At 48.5% G+C, this 16,144-nt stretch carries 13 protein-coding genes; all 13 read right to left on the bottom strand.

Translation table 11 applies throughout. The features are described from left to right. Positions 1–567 precede the first annotated feature (567 nt). Positions 568–1,527 (bottom strand): glycosyltransferase family 2 protein, encoded by a 960-nt coding sequence (locus tag AB5Y48_RS03000; protein ID WP_368163729.1) that lies wholly within the window; start codon positions 1,525–1,527, stop codon positions 568–570. After that, positions 1,520–2,845 carry an MATE family efflux transporter gene (locus AB5Y48_RS02995; protein WP_368163728.1) on the bottom strand — a complete coding sequence of 442 codons (1,326 nt, stop codon included), beginning with the start codon at positions 2,843–2,845 and terminating at the stop codon, positions 1,520–1,522. Before AB5Y48_RS02995 ends, AB5Y48_RS03000 begins: the two co-directional genes overlap by 8 nt. A 10-nt stretch (positions 2,846–2,855) precedes the next feature. Continuing rightward, positions 2,856–3,872, bottom strand: a complete 1,017-nt coding sequence (locus AB5Y48_RS02990) for a GDP-mannose 4,6-dehydratase (RefSeq protein ID WP_368163727.1) — start codon at positions 3,870–3,872, stop codon at positions 2,856–2,858. Next, a complete protein-coding gene (locus AB5Y48_RS02985; protein WP_368163726.1) occupies positions 3,869–4,720 on the bottom strand; it encodes an NAD-dependent epimerase/dehydratase family protein in 852 nt (283 codons plus the stop codon). Before AB5Y48_RS02985 ends, AB5Y48_RS02990 begins: the two co-directional genes overlap by 4 nt. Positions 4,721–4,760: 40 nt before the next feature. Continuing rightward, on the bottom strand, positions 4,761–6,074 hold the full coding sequence (rfbH, locus tag AB5Y48_RS02980) for a lipopolysaccharide biosynthesis protein RfbH (RefSeq protein WP_106842529.1): 1,314 nt from the start codon (positions 6,072–6,074) through the stop codon (positions 4,761–4,763). A 119-nt stretch (positions 6,075–6,193) separates the two neighbouring features. Next, positions 6,194–7,273: a CDP-glucose 4,6-dehydratase gene (rfbG, locus tag AB5Y48_RS02975; protein ID WP_202904462.1), complete on the bottom strand. Its 1,080-nt coding sequence runs from the start codon at positions 7,271–7,273 to the stop codon at positions 6,194–6,196. Then, positions 7,273–8,046: a glucose-1-phosphate cytidylyltransferase gene (gene rfbF, locus AB5Y48_RS02970; RefSeq protein ID WP_368163725.1), complete on the bottom strand. Its 774-nt coding sequence runs from the start codon at positions 8,044–8,046 to the stop codon at positions 7,273–7,275. Before rfbF ends, rfbG begins: the two co-directional genes overlap by 1 nt. Positions 8,047–8,058: 12 nt before the next feature. Continuing rightward, positions 8,059–9,033 (bottom strand): FAD-binding oxidoreductase, encoded by a 975-nt coding sequence (locus tag AB5Y48_RS02965; protein ID WP_368163724.1) that lies wholly within the window; start codon positions 9,031–9,033, stop codon positions 8,059–8,061. Between the two features lie 3 nt (positions 9,034–9,036). Next, positions 9,037–9,585 carry a dTDP-4-dehydrorhamnose 3,5-epimerase gene (gene rfbC, locus AB5Y48_RS02960; protein ID WP_040065958.1) on the bottom strand — a complete coding sequence of 183 codons (549 nt, stop codon included), beginning with the start codon at positions 9,583–9,585 and terminating at the stop codon, positions 9,037–9,039. 61 nt (positions 9,586–9,646) lie between these two features. Beyond that, the gene (gene rfbA / locus AB5Y48_RS02955; RefSeq protein ID WP_368163723.1) at positions 9,647–10,525 is read right to left on the bottom strand and encodes a glucose-1-phosphate thymidylyltransferase RfbA; all 879 of its coding nucleotides are present in this window, start codon (positions 10,523–10,525) and stop codon (positions 9,647–9,649) included. A gap of 110 nt (positions 10,526–10,635) precedes the next feature. Then, entirely contained in the window at positions 10,636–11,523 is an 888-nt protein-coding gene (rfbD, locus tag AB5Y48_RS02950) for a dTDP-4-dehydrorhamnose reductase (protein WP_368163722.1), read from the bottom strand. Continuing rightward, positions 11,523–12,608, bottom strand: coding sequence for a dTDP-glucose 4,6-dehydratase (rfbB, locus tag AB5Y48_RS02945; protein WP_368163721.1), 1,086 nt, complete (start codon positions 12,606–12,608; stop codon positions 11,523–11,525). The genes rfbD and rfbB overlap by 1 nt, the downstream gene beginning before the upstream one ends. Before the next feature lie 556 nt (positions 12,609–13,164). Continuing rightward, positions 13,165–16,041, bottom strand: a complete 2,877-nt coding sequence (gene gcvP / locus AB5Y48_RS02940) for an aminomethyl-transferring glycine dehydrogenase (protein WP_368163720.1) — start codon at positions 16,039–16,041, stop codon at positions 13,165–13,167. Positions 16,042–16,144: the final 103 nt, after the last annotated feature.

Raw genomic sequence — 16,144 nt, 5'->3', positions numbered from 1 at the left:
TTGTATTGCTGAGAGTAACGGGTTCTGGGTGTTTTCTGTTCGATCGTTGCTTTGGTCATGATGTACCTCTGTCAGTGATTTTACTCACTTAACCAGGTGTCCATCGAGAGTGGGTTAGATCACGTTGCACCAATGCTTGATTGTACTGTTGCCAGTTGCTGATCGTGTACTTGCCCATCTGATGCTCTCGGAGACTACGCTACAGAATCTGATCACCGAGATGACAGATAGTTCCCCGATTTGAGCAACAAGGCCTCGTTTGGTTGGTTTGGCGATTGATCAGAGCGCACAAACGACGCCGAGTTCCCTTCTTCCCGGCGTTGTTGAACAAAAGCATTTCTGCTCAGCTTTGACACATAGAATCAGTCGTTCCTGCTACTAGCAGGCAGCGCTGCTGCGAAAGAATTGCCCTTCTAAGCGTGCAATTTGGGCCAGAGTTGCGTTCAACCAGTGAAAGATTCTTTTATTCAACAACGCCCTTCTTCCCCGAACCAGTGATCTACATTTCGGAACAGTTATTTGGATAATTGCTATACTTCAACGTATAGCATCCCTGATGAGATAGTTTTATTTATACATATTTTGGCGAATTTTTTTTAATACTCTATGTAAAAAAAACGTTAAAGCATTAATTGCTGTTGGCAATTTAATTTTATCACCATATAGTTTTTTTATTATAGACGGTTGATTAATTTCTCTTGTCAAAAACAATCGTTGCACCCATGTAATGCTTGATATCTTTATTTGAATTTCTTTAGGTAAAAAATGATAAGAAAACCATAATCTTGCTTGCTGATAGCGGTCATATAAATCAATTCTTTTCATTTGAAGTGATATCGAACCGCCATGCTCACGAAAAAAAGACAGTGGCTCATTAATAAAACCAACATAGGGATAATGAAGGGCGGTAAGCAGAAATAATAGTAGATCAGGCCCAGCACCATGGTTAGCAAAGTCATGAAAGCTTGGAGAGTCAATTTCACTTACCAAATTCTTTTTCAGATCTGATAAACGAAACATTGCACAACCAGGAGAAACTGGTAGCTCCCCCATTAATACCGAGTCGTGTATGTACCTAATTGAAGAGTAAAGACCAGTATCACCGTATTTATAATACACTTTGTCTTTTTTCTCAAAGCTATCATTGATTACAACCGAGGTGAAAACAAAACCAATATCATCATTAAAGATACTCATGGTTTTTTCGACATAGTCACTTGATATTAAATCATCTGACCACAATATTTTTGCATATATACCAGAGGCGTAATATATACATTTTTTCCAGTTATTAACAGGTCCAAGATTTTGCTCATTTCGATAAATTTTAACCCTTGAATCTGAATTTGCATAATGACTGCACACTGACCATGTGTTGTCCGTGCTCGCATTATCGACAACAATAACTTCAATATTTCTATACGTTTGTGAAAGCGCGCTGGTTATTGTTTCGCCAATAAACTCCTCTCGATTAAACACTGGAATTAATATACTTACAAGAGGAAGACCATCATTTTTATTAAGCATACGATATCTCTTTTAACTTTTTTCTATATGCATATGGGAGATATATACATGTTGTGCATAAAAAGGATATTATCAACCCAGATATTATCCCATATAATCCAAAGTAATCCGCCATATACCATTGAACGCAAATACAAATTGATGCTTGAATTGGAACTATGTACCATAATGGACGAATATAATTTATGCTCTGTAATAACATGGCATGCATGTCACTCCATACCCGCAATATAAAGTAAACAGTAAACAATACAAATAACCATGGAGATATATCATAATCAATCCCCACAGATAAAACATCAAATAAAATTGATCGAAACGTATATATTGCTATGCCTGAGAATAACACAAGAAAAAAACCAATCGCGACATATGTATTAGATAATGATTTTAATTTTACCCATTCTTTTTTTACTCGCAATTCTGTACATACTGGCCAAATGGCCTGCAGCAATGCCGAATATATAAAACCAACCATGCCAAATATTTTTGCCATAATAAAATATAGCGCAATATCACTCGCTGAGATTTTTTGAGAAAGTACGATTGCATCTGCCTGTAAAACTATAGTCGCGATAACAGCAAATCCCCAAAATCCGAATGCACGATGAAAAACAGGTTTAGCATTGATACTAACTTTATTTTTTACCAAGTTCATTTTGGCATTGTAAAACCTGAATACAAAAAAGCCAAATGATATAATTGCTTGCGGAGAAAAAAAAGCAATAATTATGAAGTGTAAGGAGTTAAATTCTGGGGTAATAGTACACAAGTAAACAAAACACAATCCCAATAATGAGGATATAGCTATAACTAAATTAGCCAACCAACCTTTTTGCTCTGCATACCAGATCTTATAAACTATTGAACCGATAGCTCCAAATGCAAAGATAGATATAGTGAAATAAAAAAGAGATGATTTATATTCAGCACTTAAATATTCTGCACTTTTTAAATACCAAGAAGATAGATTATCAGAAAAAGGATATACAAAAGCCAACATAGCTAAAGCAAAAATAAAACTAAATCGCCCTAAATACCATATATAACTGTAGTATTCATTCCTACTTGCGATTCTTTCAGATATATAGTTTTGCAAGGCATTTCCAATACCAAATTCAAATAAGATAGCCCATGCTAACAAAGATGACAATAATGCAAATACCGAGTAACCACTATAACCCTGAGCCTCTATTACATAGCGAATACAAAAAATCTGCACTGTAGCAGAAATAAACCTAGCAATCCAAGATGATCCTGCGATGAGTATATGCCTTGGTATCTTTATCATTTTATTTAGGCCATGCCATGTTAGCATGGCCTCCCTATTAGTTATAATTGCACCAATCAAACATTTTTTGGACGCCCGTCTCAGCAGATACATTTGGTTGCCAATCAATTAGATTATTGATCTTTGATATATCAGCCACAAAGACTTTTTGATCACTTTCTCTGACAGGTAGTTTAATATAATTCAATTTGGCACCTGCTTGAACCTGTAATAAATCAAACAACTCTAACAATGACAAACTATTTTTAATCGAACCACCAATGTTAAATGCATTTCCTTGAATATCATTCAAAGATTTCATTGCTTTAAAATACAATGAGATCATATCTTCTGCATGCAGGACATCTCTAACCTGCTTGCCATTACCTGAAATAGTAAATGGCTGGGTGTTGCCTTTACTGGCCTCAACCGCTTTTTGGCAAAACCAACCTACCCAACCCTGATCGTAGGTTGCAAACTGGCGGCCTCCATACATTGATGAATGTCTAAAGACTACAGTCTTCAATCCAAAGATACGAGCATAATCTAACATATATTGATCTGCCGCACCCTTAGAGCAACCATAAGGTGAATGGAAAGTTAATTGCACTGCCTCGTCAAAACCATTCGGCTTTTCGATACACTCATAACGTGTATCCGTTTCACGATAAGTGAATTGCTCAAGATCACCATATACTTTATTTGTTGATGAATAAATTATGCCACACTCAGGATTAAAAATCCGAATAGCCTCTAACAAGTTAACTGTTCCACCAATATTAACTTCAAAATCCATTTGTGGATTATCAATTGAAGTTGTCATCGCTACTTGACCAGCCAAATGGAATACAGTATCTGGCATGTACTTTGCGATCAAACGGCTAACATCATTCTTATTACGGATATCACCATGAACAAAACTAAAATCACCAATTGATTGCAACCATTTTAGATTTTCAGTAGACCCAAACCGAGAGAGGTTGTCAAATATGATGACATCCATACCCAATTTGATCGCATTCGAGGCTAAGTTACTTCCCAAAAAACCACAACCACCAGTAATTAACAGTTTCATTTTTTTTCCTTATTGATCATTCTGGAAATGGCTTCATTCATACTAAGTGGATTATTCCAATTCAAATTCATTAAAAATTCGGTATTAGCACAGCTATACATAAGTTCATTTTCACGCATTGGTACAGCACCAAAATTAACTTTTGATTTGCTGCACGTTATGCTAATCACTGTTTCAACAAACTCTCTAACCGTTATTGCTTTGCCAGACCCAACATCAATATTCTCAAACCGTGCTAATTTATCTAGTGATTTAATAATACATTCAAATGCATTTAACAAATCATCGATGTAGATAAAATCTCTAAGTTGTGAGCCTTCAGTCAGGTTTAGTGGTAAGTTTTTTAAGCACTGATTGATCACATAACTGGTGAATTTACTTTCATCATCGTCCGGACCAAAGAAATGCTCCAATCTTAAATTTATTAACTTAACTTTTTTAGTTTCACAAAAAGCTTTTGCCAAATCAACAAATTGATTTTTTGTTTGCGCATAAAAACTCACCGACGATGGTAAAGAAGTACCACAATTAATAAATACTGTATTTACATCCAGATTTTCAATCAGTCTGATTGGAAATAAAAAGTTAGCCTCTATTAATGCTGATACACTTTCACCTTTACGGCCATATAACGCGGCCGTGTTGATCACGATGTCTGGTTTAAATGACTTAACTTTATCTTCCCAATCGCCTTCATCAACAGTGATCAACTCAATTTGAGCTTTATCATCTAATCTTGTTAGCGAAGATTTTTTTCTAACCGTGCCTGCAATTTCATGCTTATTTATTAATGCGTTAGCTATCTGACTCCCAAGATAACCACTTATGCCTGTTATAATAATTCTCATAACTGTTACCTGGGGGAGGGAATTCCCCTCCCCGCCTGTATTAGAAACTCACACCAAAAAACTCTTCAAACTTGGCAATCACATAATCCAAGTGATCGTGAGTCAAACCTGGGTAGATGCCAATCCAGAAGGTCTGGTTCATGATACGGTCGGTATTGGTCAGCTCACCTACGACACGGTATTCACGGCCCGCAAAATAGGGCTGGCGGGTCAGATTACCGGCAAATAACAGGCGAGTACCAACCTTAGCCTCATCAAGGAATTTGATCAGTTCAAGACGGCTGACACCAGCAGTTTCTTTCAGGGTGATAGGGAAACCAAACCAGGATGGCTCGGAGTTAGGCGTTGCTTCAGGCAATTCGAGGAACTCCGCACAGTTGGCAAGACCCGCTTTCAAATAAGCAAAGTTAGCCTTGCGCTTCTCGACAAGTTCCTCCACACGCTCTAACTGTGCCAAACCACAGGCCGCCTGCATATCGGTAATCTTGAGGTTGTAACCCAAGTGGGAGTAGGTGTACTTGTGGTCATAACCGTCAGGCAGTGAACCAAGCTGTTGGCTGAAACGCTTGCCACAAGTATTGTCACAACCAGGAGCACAGTAGCAATCTCGCCCCCAGTCACGGAAGGATTCGATGATCTTCTTCAGTTCGCCAGATTTGGTAAATACAGCCCCACCTTCACCCATGGTGATATGGTGAGCCGGATAGAAACTGACTGTCCCGATGTCGCCAAAGGTGCCGACCATCTTGCCATCATATTTTGTGCCCAGGGCATCGCAGCAGTCTTCAATCAGCCACAGATTGTATTTGTCAGCAATACGACGAACTTCAGCCAGATTGAATGGATTGCCCAGAGTATGGGCGACCATGATGGCTTTGGTTTTTTCGGTTACTGCCGCTTCAATCAAAGAAGCATCAATGTTGTAAGTGGGAATATCAACATCGACAAATACCGGGATGAGACCATTCTGAATGGTGGGGTTCACGGTGGTCGGGAAACCGGCAGCAACAGTGATCACCTCATCACCAGGCTTCAGAGCACGCGCACCCAGCTTGTGGGACGTCAAGGCAGTCAGGGCCAGCAAGTTGGCAGAGGAGCCCGAAGTGGTGGTCAATACATGAGGAACACCAATGTATTCACCCAACTTCTTCTCGAAAGCATCATTGAATCGTCCGGTAGTCAGCCAACCATCAAGAGAAGCCTCGACCATCAACTGCAGCTCGCGGGCACCAATCACCTTCCCAGAAGGAGGGACCACACTATTACCGGCAACAAACGGCTTTGGCGCCATAGCCTGTTCGGCATACTGGGCCACCAGTTGGGAGATTTGTTCACGCAGAGCTTGTGCACTCATTAATCTGTTCCTGTTATTAGGTTTTCAGCCAAATCGCTGACTTGGGGGGGAAAATAAAGGGACAAGGATACTACCTTGACAGCAGACAGGCCGGAAGCCTTTATGCTTTAAAAACTAAATTAACCAGCTGACATATAGTCACGGATCTCGCGCAAACTAACTTCACGCATATCCTGCCCAGCCAACCACGCTTTATGCCATTTGATAATTCGCTCCAAGGTAGTGACCAGATCCCAACGAGGATGCCATCCCATACGCATTTTTGCTTTGGAGCAATCGAGCTTGAGGTAGTGAGCTTCATGAGGGTGATCGGCACCATCGAGCTGCCAGCTCGCACTTTCGCCCCATAGCTTTACCATTTTCTCGACAATGAATTGTACGGGTTTGGCATCCTGTTCATTAGGTCCGAAGTTCCAACCTTCGGCAAAATCGGGACCATCCAGATAGAGATGCTGAGCAACCAGCAGATAACCAGACAGCGGTTCCAACACATGCTGCCAAGGGCGGATCGAGTGCGGATTACGAATTACCACGGGCTGCTCATCCTGAAATGAGCGCAAGATATCAGGGATTAGTCGATCCTTAGCCCAGTCACCACCACCAATGACATTACCAGCTCGCACCGATGCCAATGCTACACCGTGTTTGGCATAGTCCTTAGAGTTGAAAAAGGAATTACGATACGCCGAAGCAACCAGTTCTGCGCATCCCTTACTGTTGGAGTAAGGATCATATCCACCCATCGCCTCATCTTCACGATAGCCCCACACCCACTCGCGATTGTCATAACATTTATCGCTGGTGATATTGACTACAGCTTTGACGCCACCGACTTGCTTAACCGCCTCAAGCAGATAGACGGTACCCATCACGTTAGTTGAGTAAGTCTCGATGGGCTCATCGTAGGAGAGCCGCACCAACGGCTGGGCCGCCATATGGAAGACAATTTCCGGCTTAAAATTCGCAATAGCTTCACGTAGATGGAAAAAATCGCGAATATCGCCTTCTTCCGAAAGCAAGCCTTGGCGAACTTTTGCCTCTTCAAACAAACTAGGCTGAGTTGGTGCAGGCAAAGAATAACCGCGAACTTCAGCCCCCATTTCTTCCAGCCAAAGAGCCAACCAGCCCCCTTTAAAGCCGGTATGTCCGGTCATAAAGACACGTTTATTTTTCCAGAAATCAGGATCTATCACGGCCATCACTCCCATACCTTCCAGGGTGCTTTGTCTTTTTGCCAGAGTTCTTCGAGGTAGTGCTTATCGCGCAGAGTATCCATCGGCTGCCAGAAGCCATCATGCTCATAAGCCATCAATTGACCCTGTTCTGCCAGTGCCATGAGCGGTTCTTGTTCCCAAGTGGTTGCATCGTTGTCGATGAGATCGATGACCTTGGGACTTAATACAAAGAAACCACCATTGATCAGAGCCCCATCGCCTCTTGGTTTTTCTTTGAAAGAAAGAATTTGATTATTATGAATATCCAACGCACCAAAACGGCCAGGAGGATAAGTTGCAGTCAGTGTTGCCAGCTTTCCATGGCTCTTGTGGAAATCGATGCTTGCCTTGATATCAACATCAGACACACCATCACCGTAAGTGAACAAAAATGCCTCATCATCTTTTACATATTCACTAACACGCTTGAGGCGGCCACCGGTCATAGATGCATCGCCAGTGTCCACAAGAGTTACATTCCACGGCTCGGCACGTTTTTCATGCACCTCCATCCGATTTTCTGCCATATGGAAAGTCACATCCGACATGTGAAGAAAATAGTTGGCGAAATATTCCTTGATGACATAACCCTTGTAACCACAGCAGATGATGAAATCATTTATACCATGAGCAGAATACATCTTCATAATGTGCCAAAGTATTGGTTTGCCGCCGATTTCTACCATCGGCTTGGGTTTTACAACCGTCTCTTCGCTTAGGCGAGTGCCCAAACCACCAGCAAGAATTACTGCCTTCATTTCGTCTCTCACTTATTTTGATGCGGTAAATGCGTCAGAAAAAAATTGTTTTTCTAAAAGCCCTGCAAGAATGAAATCCTGTTTTGCTGCAGCAATCATTTGAGGTGAGCCACAGGCATAAACACAGCTATTGGACATATCTTGGATATCTTCAATTACTGCTTTATGTACCAAACCTTTTCTTCCATTCCATTCATAATCGTCACCAGACACCACAGGGATATACTTGACATTTTTAAATTTAGAGGCCCATTCAATGGGTAAATCAGAATAAAAATCCTTGCTCGAGTTCATACCCCAATAAATCGATATATCTCTGGAGCTTTCTTGGGCGATCAAAGACTCAACCATTGCTTTCACTGGTGCAAAGCCTGTCCCTCCTGCCAAAAATACAATCGGCTTGGTATCTGGCCTCACAAAAAATGTTCCAATTGGACCATCCATTCTCAGCAATGAGTTGACTGTAACATCAGAGAATAATAGCTCACTCATAACCCCGTCAGGCACACGTCTAATATGCAATTCAATACCATCATTACTATCAGCGTTGGCTATCGAGTAACTTCTTGTTACACCTTGATAGCTGAGGTTGATATACTGGCCTGGCAGATATTTAAATGCAGCAGTGGGAGGCAATCTAAATTTAAAAATAGCAAACTGAGCACTTTTATCTATCGATGAGACCTTACATGGAGTCACCTTCCTTACAATTCCAGCTAACTCAGGATAATATTCGGCCTCAATAATAAGTTCACTTGAAGAGGGTTTGCACTGACAGGTCAGAAAGCTTTGGCCAGATGTGAATTTTTCACCCTCTTGACCAATAACCGCTCCCGAGACCAATTGTGAAACACACAAACCACAAGAGCCATTCTTGCAACTGTGTTCCAGGATAACACCGGACTTTAAAGCAGACTCAAGAATCGTCACATTCTCAACTGCATTAAACTGAATATTGGATGGTTGAACCTTTACAATAATATCCATCATTTACTCAAAGCATGTTGCATTATTAAAATTACTACCCTGTGAGTCTTTACTTGAAAGCAATGGGGGATATGAGAACGGCCACTCTATTGCGATATCGTTGTCATTCCAATTAATGCTAGCCTCGAATGAGGGTGCATAATAATCTGTGGTCTTATAAAGAAACTCGGCTGTATCCGTTAACGTAACAAACCCATGGGCAAACCCTTCCGGGATCCATAACTGCCGCTTATTTTCACCTGACAAATGAACTCCCACCCATTGCCCGAAGGTCGGTGAGCTTTTGCGGATATCTACCGCCACATCGAACACTTCACCGGCCACACAACGCACCAGTTTGCCCTGGGCATGGGGAGGCAATTGATAGTGCAAGCCACGCAATACGCCTTTTGAAGATTTGGAGTGATTATCCTGTACAAAAGTCACCGGATATCCTACCGCCTCTTCAAACAACTTGTGGTTGAAACTCTCAAAGAAAAAACCACGCTCATCACCAAATACTTTTGGCTCAAAGATAAGCACATCTGGAATTGCTGTCTTGATTACATTCATCTGTCTATACACACTTAATTAAAATTTTATGGGGGAAGTATATTCCCTCCCCCATATCACATCAGGCTTTGGCAACCATTCTTAACAAATATTGGCCATACGCATTCTTTGCCAACGGTGCAGCCAGTTCACGAACCTGCTCTGCAGTTATAAATTTCTGGCGATAAGCGATCTCTTCCGGACAGGCCACTTTCAACCCCTGACGGGTTTCAATAGTCTGAATAAAGTTGCTCGCTTCAATCATGCTTTCATGGGTACCGGTATCAAGCCAGGCATAACCGCGGCCCATCATGGCCACCGATAGATTACCTTGTTCCAGGTAGATACGGTTCACATCGGTAATTTCCAGCTCGCCACGGGGCGACGGCTTCAGACTCTTGGCGATCTCTACCACGCTGTTGTCGTAGAAATAGAGGCCGGTCACCGCATAGTTGCTCTTGGGCTCCAGTGGCTTCTCTTCCAGAGAGATAGCGATACCCTCTTTATCAAATTCCACCACCCCATAACGCTCGGGGTCATGCACATGGTAGGCAAATACGGTGGCGCCGCTCTCTTTGGTTGCGGCCGCCTCCAGTTGTTTCTGCAGGTCGTGGCCATAGAAGATGTTGTCACCCAGCACCAGCGCACAGGGGTCTGAGCCGATAAACTCTTCACCCAGAATAAAGGCTTGCGCCAAGCCGTCCGGGCTTGGCTGTACCTTATATTGCAGGTTCAGGCCCCACTGGCTGCCATCACCCAGCAATTGTTCGAAACGGGGGGTGTCTTGCGGCGTACTGATGATCAAAATATCGCGAATACCGGCCAGCATCAAAGTGCTGAGCGGGTAGTAGATCATCGGCTTGTCATAGATGGGCAACAGCTGCTTGCTCACCGCCATGGTGACCGGATAGAGACGGGTGCCGGAACCACCGGCCAGAATAATGCCTTTACGTTTGGTCATGATGCTTATTTCTTGTTTTAAGCTGCAAAGAAAAGGGTGGCTTGAGGCCACACCTTTCCGTTTTATCCCTGCCAGCCAAGGAGGTGTGCAATACGACCCTGGCCAGTGATTTACTTGCCGAGGATCTCGGTCAACATCCGCTCCACACCGACCTTCCAGTCCGGCAGCACCAGATCGAAGGTGCGCTGGAATTTGCTGGTATCCAAACGGGAGTTGTGTGGGCGTTTGGCCGGGGTTGGGAAGGCGCTGGTCGGCACGGCATTGAGTTGCGTGACCGCCAGTTCAACACCGGCCTCTCTGGCGTTGGCAAGCACCAGCTGGGCGTACTCAAACCAGGTGGTGGTGCCGGAGGCAATCAGATGGTACAGCCCGGCGACCTCGGGTTTGAGCTGCGCCACGCGGAGTGCGTGGGCGGTGCAATCGGCCAGCAACTCGGCACCAGTCGGGGCGCCAAACTGGTCATTGATGACTGAGATTTCGCTACGCTCCTTGCCAACACGCAGCATGGTCTTGGCGAAGTTGGCGCCACGGGCGGCATAAACCCAGCTTGTGCGGAAGATAAGATGACGGGAGCAGAGTGCTGCCGCCTGTTCTCCTGCCAGCTTGGTCTCACCATAGACGTTGAGAGGAGCCGTCGCATCGGTTTCAACCCAGGGACGTTCGCCACTGCCATCGAATACATAATCGGTGGAATAGTGTACCAGCCAGGAGCCCAGCACTTGGGCTTCTCTGGCAATCGCCGCCACGCTGGTTGCGTTAAGCAGCTCGGCAAACTCACGCTCGCTCTCGGCCTTGTCAACCGCCGTATGCGCCGCCGCGTTCACGATCACATCCGGTTTGACTAGTCGTACCGTTTCGGCCACCCCCGCCGGGTTACTAAAGTCGCCGCAATAGTCGGTGGAGTCGAAGTCGACGGCGGTGATACGGCCCAATGGGGCGAGCGAGCGCTGCAACTCCCAACCCACCTGACCGTTTTTGCCAAACAGCAGGATATGCATCAGGCTCGCTCCCCATAGTTCTGCTCGATCCAGGATTGATAGGCACCGCTCTTGACGTTGCTGACCCACTGCTGGTTATCCAGATACCACTTTACGGTTTTGCGGATACCGGATTCGAAGGTCTCTTGCGGCTGCCAATTCAGTTCACTGCTCATCTTGCTGGCATCGATGGCATAACGACGGTCGTGGCCAGGGCGATCGGCGACATAGGTGATCTGTTCCCGATAGGAGCAGGCTTTAGGCACCATCTCGTCAAGCAGATCGCAGATAGTGTGCACCACCTCCAGATTTTGCTTCTCATTGTGTCCGCCAATGTTGTAGGTCTCCCCTACCACGCCCGTGGTGACCACCTTGTAGAGCGCCCGAGCGTGATCTTCCACATAGAGCCAGTCACGGATCTGGTCACCCTTACCGTACACCGGCAGCGGCTTGCCATCGAGTGCATTGAGGATGACCAGCGGGATCAGCTTCTCGGGGAAGTGGAACGGGCCGTAATTGTTGGAGCAGTTGGTGACTATGGTCGGCAGGCCGTAAGTACGGCGCCAAGCGCGCACCAGATGGTCACTGGAGGCCTTGGAGGCAGAATAGGGGCTGCTGGGGGCATAGGGGGTAGTTTCGGTGAAGAGCGGCAGTGCCACACCGGGGCCCACTTCATCCGGATGGGGCAGGTCGCCATACACCTCGTCGGTGGAGATGTGATGGAAGCGGAAAGCTGCCTTGCGTACCTCGTCCAGAGCGTTCCAGTAGGCGCGAGCGGCCTCCAGCAGCATGTAGGTGCCGACGATGTTGGTCTCGATAAAATCCGCCGGGCCTGTAATGGAGCGATCAACGTGGCTCTCGGCCGCCAGGTGCATCACCGCATCCGGCTGGTGCTGGGCAAATACCCGATCCAGCTCGGCGCGGTTGCAGATATCCACCTGTTCGAAGGCATAACGATCGCTTGGCGATACATCGGCCAGCGATTCGAGGTTACCCGCATAGGTGAGCTTGTCGAGGTTAACCACCGCATCCTGGGTGTCTCGAATAATATGACGAACCACGGCAGAGCCGATAAAGCCGGCGCCGCCGGTAACCAAAATTTTCATGAGTCTCTTTAACCACGTCAGAGGGGTAATAGAAGCGAACATGCAGAGCAGGAGATAACGGGCTCCTTGCAAAACGACAGGTTCAGTAACCGAAGGAATAAAGTAGGCAGGAAAGGTGCCGACCAAACGAGCGCGAAGCCCCAAAAGTGGATGAATTTCAGGCAAAGCATTATCAAAAGACAAGGCTACCGCACGTGGGTTACAGCTCCCAACACGCTGCTTTTAACCAATCTCGTGCTCTGTACGTTATCGCTGTGGTTCATTTATCGCTCCCGATAAGTGCCACTCCGGGCCCGTACCACAGATAAACCTCATGCGGCTAGGGAAACCTGAAAACGGCAAAACTTTACCATTAATGAGGCGCCGATACCACTCATCGCCTACCTCAATTGAGTCATTCGACGATTAACTGGCCACCACATCGACCCGTCTTGGCCGATAAACACCGTTGACTGGATTTGATTAGATTCAGCTGTCACCTCATCTGACCATGTCCACACCGCTCCATAAAAAAGAGGGAGGCACACAGGCCTCCCTCCCCTTGGTATCAATCCGATTACGCCTTATAAGCCTCCAGAGGCACGCAGGCACAGAAGAGATTACGATCCCCATAGACATCGTCGATGCGATTGACGCTCGGCCACAGCTTGGCGGCACGCACGGCCTCTGACGGGAAGACCGCTTCGGCGCGGGTGTAGGCACGATGCCACTGCTCGTCCATCACGTCGTCCTGAGTGTGCGGGGCCTTGACCAGGGGGTTGTCCTCCAGGCTCCAGCTCCCCGCCTCCACCTTGGCGATCTCGGCACGGATCGCCGTCATCGCCTCGACGAAACGGTCCAGCTCGCGCTTGGACTCGGATTCTGTCGGCTCGACCATCAGGGTGCCCGCCACCGGGAAGCTCATGGTCGGCGCGTGGAAGCCATAGTCCATCAGGCGCTTTGCCACGTCCATCTCGCTGATCCCGGAGGCTTCTTTGAGCGGGCGGATATCCAGGATGCACTCGTGGGCCACCCGGCCATTACGACCGGTATAGAGCACAGGGAAGGTGTCGCCGAGCTTCTTGGCCAGGTAGTTGGCGTTGAGAATCGCCACCTGGGTGGATTTCTTGAGCCCCTCGTCCCCCAGCATGGCGATATACATCCAGCTGATGGGCAGTATGCTGGCCGAACCAAACGGCGCAGCAGACACGGCTCCGTTATCGCGACTGGACTTGTCGGTTTTGATCACGCTGTGGCCAGCCACAAACGGAGCCAGGTGCTGCTTGACACCGATGGGCCCCATGCCGGGACCACCACCGCCGTGGGGGATGGCGAAAGTCTTGTGCAGGTTGAGGTGCGACACGTCGGCGCCGATAAAGCCCGGGGCGGTGAGGCCCACCTGCGCGTTCATGTTGGCGCCGTCCAGATAGACCTGACCACCGTACTGGTGCACGATGTCACACACCTCCTTGATGGTCTCTTCGTACACCCCGTGGGTAGAGGGATAGGTCACCATCAGGCAGGAGAGGCGATCCCCCACCTCGGCGGCTTTGGCGCGCAGATCGGCCAGATCCACGTTGCCCGACTTGTCGCAGTCGGTAACGATCACCTTAAGACCCGCCATCTGGGCCGAGGCCGGGTTGGTACCGTGGGCCGAGGCCGGGATGAGGCACACATCGCGATGCCCTTCGCCGCGGGACTCGTGGTACTTCTTGATGGCGAGCAGACCCGCGTACTCCCCCTGGGCGCCGGAGTTGGGCTGCATGCAGACCGCGTCGTAGCCGGTCACCTTCACCAGCCAATCCTCAAGATCTGCCAGCAGCAGCTGGTATCCCTTGGCCTGCTCGAGGGGGGCAAACGGGTGCAACTTGCCAAACTCGGGCCAGGTCACCGGGATCATCTCGGCGGTGGCGTTGAGCTTCATGGTGCAGGAGCCCAAGGAAATCATGGCGTAGTTGAGCGCCAGATCTTTCGCCTCGAGGCGATGGATGTAGCGCAGCATCTCGGTTTCCGAGTGGTACTTGTTGAACACCTCGTGGGTCAACACGGCATCGGTGCGCAGCAGATCCTGCGGGATGGCGTGATGGACCTGAGCCGCCTTGTCGAGGGCCTCGATGTCCAGGCCGTGGCCTGCCCCAAGGAACAGGGTCAGCAGCTCGGCCACGTCACTGCGGGTAGTGGTCTCACCGAGAGAGACGCCCACGGCGCCATCGAGGTCGCGGCGCAGGTTGATGCCCAATCCTTCAGCCTTGGCAATCAAGGCGGCCTTGTCGGCGGTTTTGATGGTGAGGGTGTCAAACCAGGTGTCGTGGAGCAGCGTCATGCCCTTGGCTTGCAGCCCCAGGGCCAGAATGGTGGTCAGGCGATGAACCCGTGAAGCGATGGTTTTGAGCCCCACCGGACCATGGTAAACGGCGTAGAAGCTCGCCATGTTGGCCAGCAGCACCTGAGCGGTACAGATGTTGGAGTTGGCCTTCTCGCGGCGGATGTGCTGCTCGCGGGTCTGCATCGCCATGCGCAGGGCAGCCTTGCCACGGGCATCCCTGGAGACGCCGATGATACGACCGGGCATGGAGCGTTTGTGGGCGTCGCGGGTGGCAAAAAACGCGGCGTGGGGGCCGCCGTAGCCCATGGGCACACCGAAGCGCTGGGCCGAGCCCAGCACCACATCGGCCCCCAGCTCGCCCGGGGATTTGAGCAGCAGGAGCGACAGGATGTCGGCGCTGACACAGGCCAGCCCTTTCTGGGCCTGCACGGCAGCAACAAGCGCACGCAGATCGCGCACCTCTCCGGTGCTGCCCGGATACTGGAGCAGGGCACCAAACACCTCTTCGGCGCAGGCCTGCTCGGCCGGGCCGACTACCACGTCAAAACCGAAGTGAGCCGCACGCTCGCGCACCACATCGATCACCTGCGGGTGCACGTCATCGGCGACGAAGAAGAGGTTGGACTTGGACTTGGCGGTGCGTTTGGCCAGCGCCATGGCTTCGGCGGCGGCGGTGGCTTCATCCAGCAGGGAGGCGCTCGCCAGGTCCATGCCGGTCAAGTCCAGAGTCATCTGCTGGAAGTTGAGCAGTGCCTCGAGACGGCCCTGAGCCAGCTCAGGCTGATAGGGGGTGTAGGCGGTGTACCAGCCCGGGTTCTCCAGCACATTGCGCAAGATGACATGGGGCACGTGGGTGTCGTGGTAGCCCATGCCGATATAGCTCTTGGCTACCTTGTTCTGGTCGGCATAGCCCTTGAGCCTGGCCAGCGCCTCGACCTCGGTCATGGAGGCACCGATGCCAAGCGGACCCGGCCGGCGAATGGCGGCGGGAACCGTCTGTTCAATCAGATCGTCCAGGCTCTCGGCACCGACCTCGGCCAGGAGGGCACGCAGCTCCTCCTCACCCGGGCCCACATGGCGGCGGATAAAATCACTCTTCTGCTCGAGTTCAAACAGCGATTGGGTCATGTCCCTTCTCTTCCTTGTTATCTCTGCCCCCCACGGCCAAAGACCGGGCAGGCATGCACTCATGTTCAATGTGCCGCAAGGCACGGGCGCTAAATTCCACCGG

The sequence above is a fragment of the Aeromonas sp. R6-2 genome, from assembly GCF_040908155.1.
Taxonomy (GTDB): domain Bacteria; phylum Pseudomonadota; class Gammaproteobacteria; order Enterobacterales; family Aeromonadaceae; genus Aeromonas; species Aeromonas schubertii.
The sequence above is the reverse complement of the archived record's forward strand: the minus strand, read 5'-3'. Positions and strand labels throughout refer to the sequence as shown.